This window comes from Neisseria sp. HMSC064E01, assembly GCF_001808875.1.
Lineage (GTDB): Bacteria > Pseudomonadota > Gammaproteobacteria > Burkholderiales > Neisseriaceae > Neisseria > Neisseria sicca_A.
This window is the reverse complement of sequence record NZ_KV794888.1, coordinates 1-3,461: the sequence shown is the minus strand read 5'-3', so window position 1 is coordinate 3,461 and position 3,461 is coordinate 1. Positions and strand designations below refer to the sequence as shown.

Sequence of the window (3,461 nt, the reverse complement as noted above, 5' to 3'; positions counted from 1 at the left end):
TTGGTTAGGGTGAAGGCGCCGATGGAGGTGACAGGGCCAAGCAGTCTTCAATTAGAACAGGTGAAAACCATTGCCAAAACATTAAAACAAGGCAGATTTGTACTTTCATCCAAACCACACGGTCATGGGTTTGTTTACACTAACGAACCCTACAAACTCTATAAAGATGGGGCGCTACTAAAAGAGGGGCTGACCGATGATTTGGGTGCGATAGAGTATGAGCATGATGATAAGTCTAAATATAAAGTAGAGTTGAGCAACGGTGCAATATTTGACATTACTCCACCAGATAAACAGCAGGAAAAAAATGTGAAGAAACAACTTGCCCAAAACCTGACTGCTTTAGGTTATCGGCATGTTGAGCACGAAGAAACAGCAAATAAGGATACGTCCCTTATCCGTTACTTTAAACAATCTGATAAAAAGCAAATCGATTAAGGAATTGAAAATGCCAAATTCTAATAATGAAAATATACAGCAAGTTACTTGTACCAAGGCGGGTGCAGCAGTACTCTCTTCACGCTGGTACTTGGACAACTCAAATTACAAACAACGCAATGGTAACAAGCTCACGCCGTATTTCAGTGGACAGGAGGTCTTTGCTGCAATTGCAAAATCTATTAAAGAAGCCAAACAATCAATAGACATTGTATGTTGGGGATTTGATCCGGCGATGCCGATTGTTCGAGAAGGGAGTAATTGGGAATGGAAGGAAACTGATAGCTACGGTCATCACTTGATAGAAGCGGCAACTAATCACAAGGAGATGAAAATTCGTTTGCTGCTTTGGTATTCAAGAGGCGGCAATCAAATGATGAAAAATGCCCCAGGGTTATATGGAATATTAACTCGGATAAATCGCGAGATAGATGCGCCACAAGGTTACTATGATGACACTGATAACTCACAATGGAACTCGGATGCTACTACATATTCGCGCACATGGTTCAAGCAAGTTAAAAATGGAGACTATCCAAATATTGAAATAGTATTTCGAGAAATTCAACCAAAACAGGATAAAGATGGTAAAACTCCTGTCATGTATGAAGACCCTCTTAGTCCGAAAGAAGCGTTCTCTCTGGGTTTCCCCAGTGATCATCAAAAGTCTGTTTTAGTGGATTATGGACAAGAAAACGCGCATGGATATGTGATGGGACACAACAGCCTGACCGCCTATTGGGATACGGTAGAAATGAGGCATGTTGAACCACTTCGAGAGCCTAGACAGAGACCTTGGCATGATTTATCAATAGGTATCAAGGGGTCATGTTTGATAGATTTGAATGCTAATTTCTGCGAATCATGGGACGAACATTGTGAGAAAGGGGGTATCGGAAAAACAAAATATGCTGCAATTGCTAATGAACGGCGAGACAAAGAGTTGGAAAATAAAATGATCAAGCATAGTGATCCTTATGGTTCTTCAGTACAACTTGTTCGTACTCGACCTGACAAGGATTTAGAAAAACAAGGGGGTAAGGAATTAGAAATTCGTCGCGCCTATTTCCAAGTAGCGGAAAATCCACGCCGTTATGTGTTGATAGTTAACCAGTTTTTTCAATATGAGCAGTGGGTGAGAGAGTTAAAACGTTGGTATAGTGAATACCAAAAATGTTTGGAACAGCAGGGTGCTATCAATAAGCCAAAACTGTATATTTTTGTCTTTACGCCGCAACCTGAGGCAGATGGCATGATGTTCCGCACACATCAAGCAGCAAATGAATTAGGTGTCAGCGAGCAAGTTGGACAAGGAGATAGGCAATTCTACCACTATAACAAAGATGATCAGAGTTACCATCGTACTATACGGGGCTGGTTTAATAGAGCAACACAAAAGCAAACTTATGAAGAACTGAAAGCGATGAATATTGAAACAGTGTTCTGCAACTTGAAGACTCAAGTCTCTGGTAAACAACCGCTAGATATTTATATTCATGCGAAGTTGATGGTTATTGACGATGACTTCTTCACACTTGGTTCGGCGAATCTGAATTTCCGCAGTATGGCAGTGGATTCTGAATTGAATTTGCTTTGTGATGATGAAAGGTTAGCGTATCAGTTCCGGAAAAAACTGTTTGATCGGTACAGTGATTGCATAGTTGAGCAGCCTGAAAAGCATGGACAAATGGATAATTTTTTTGAAAATTTTAGATATTTAACTATGGAGAACCAAAAACGAATGTTGAAGAATGAAATGATTACAGGTCACGCAACTCCTTTCTCAGATGACAGGTGCGCAGCAGGCTTGAGAACAGCATAATATGAATAGACTGATTTTACTGCTAAGCCTCTACTGCCTGAATGTCTGCAATCTTCAAGGAGCTACTATGCCTGATCGTGACTACACTAAAACTCACCCAATACCCAAAGCCTTTGACTCAAAGCGTACCCAATACACCTGCGCCGCTTGGACGTCTCCATCTCCACCCGATGCCGAATCTCATCTTTGGTATCGTGCTGCCACTCTGATTCATGCCAAAGATGGACGCAGGAATAAACAGGAGCTGCAGAATATGATTATCTTGTACGAAGCGGCTGCATCAAAAGGACATTATCAGGCAATTAACAACCTCTACTTGCTCTACACTCACGTACAAGGTGCAAGCGGTACATTGTTTGATCCTTTGCAGAAACGAGCACGTAAATGGCTGCATTATGGTCTAGATAAAAATTGGGCAATGGCAAACTATTGGCTGTTTGACGCTTTGTATGAAGGTAATGCAGGCTATAGCCATAATCCCAAACTTGGACTTGCCTATCTGCAAAAGGCGGTGGATTTGGGCGTGCCACTGGCGCAATATGAATTGGCGCGGATTTACGAAAATAAAATGAAAGATGTGAAGACTAGTGAATCATTGTTTAGCTGTGCAGCCAAACAAGGTTTCTCTGCAGCAATGGACGAATTATCCATATCTAAGAAGATTGATGGAGACCTAAAAGAATCATTGCTGCTGATGCATAATGCAATACGTTACGGTGGTGAAGGAGGAGGGGGCGCTGCTTTACGCTTGGGGTTAGTTTATGGTACTTCAAAGTCCTATATGAAAGAATTTGAAGCGACTCCTGCGGATCCTATCCGTCAAGCAGCCTATACTGAATTGTATAAGGCACTTAAAGGCACAGGCACCAAAAGCGGCAACCCCTTCTACCCCTCCCCACGCCTAGACGAAGTCCTGCCCCTGCCACCCGCCAAAACCCATTGGAAAGGCATCTACTCCGCAATGAGCAAGGAAGACGCGGCGTTCTACCAAAATCCGCCTGATACCGCTGCTCTTGCTACCGATATTCTAAAACGCGGTATCGTCAAAAAAGAAGACGTATATTGGCCACCACGCAAAGAATAAAGGCAGAAAGGTCGTCTGAAAGTGAAGTTCAGAACAACTTCTACGGTTTCAGGGCAGTAGGTTGAATCAAGAAACAGCACTTTAAAAAAGGTCGTCTGAAAATATGTGAACTGTCCC

The 3,461-nt window shown here is 42.4% G+C and carries 3 protein-coding genes; all 3 read left to right on the top strand.

The window, feature by feature from the left end; translation table 11 throughout:
* The coding region (locus tag HMPREF2572_RS14530; protein WP_210385279.1) for a hypothetical protein at nt 1-438 on the top strand (438 nt) is incomplete at its 5' end.
* Nucleotides 439-448: 10 nt separating this feature from the next.
* Nucleotides 449-2,260, top strand: coding sequence for a phospholipase D-like domain-containing protein (locus tag HMPREF2572_RS02035; protein ID WP_070495957.1), 1,812 nt, complete (start codon nt 449-451; stop codon nt 2,258-2,260).
* A 67-nt stretch (nt 2,261-2,327) separates the two neighbouring features.
* Complete coding sequence (locus tag HMPREF2572_RS14985) at nt 2,328-3,344, top strand: tetratricopeptide repeat protein (protein ID WP_246827737.1); 1,017 nt, start codon at nt 2,328-2,330, stop codon at nt 3,342-3,344.
* The last annotated feature ends 117 nt before the right edge of the window (nt 3,345-3,461 follow it).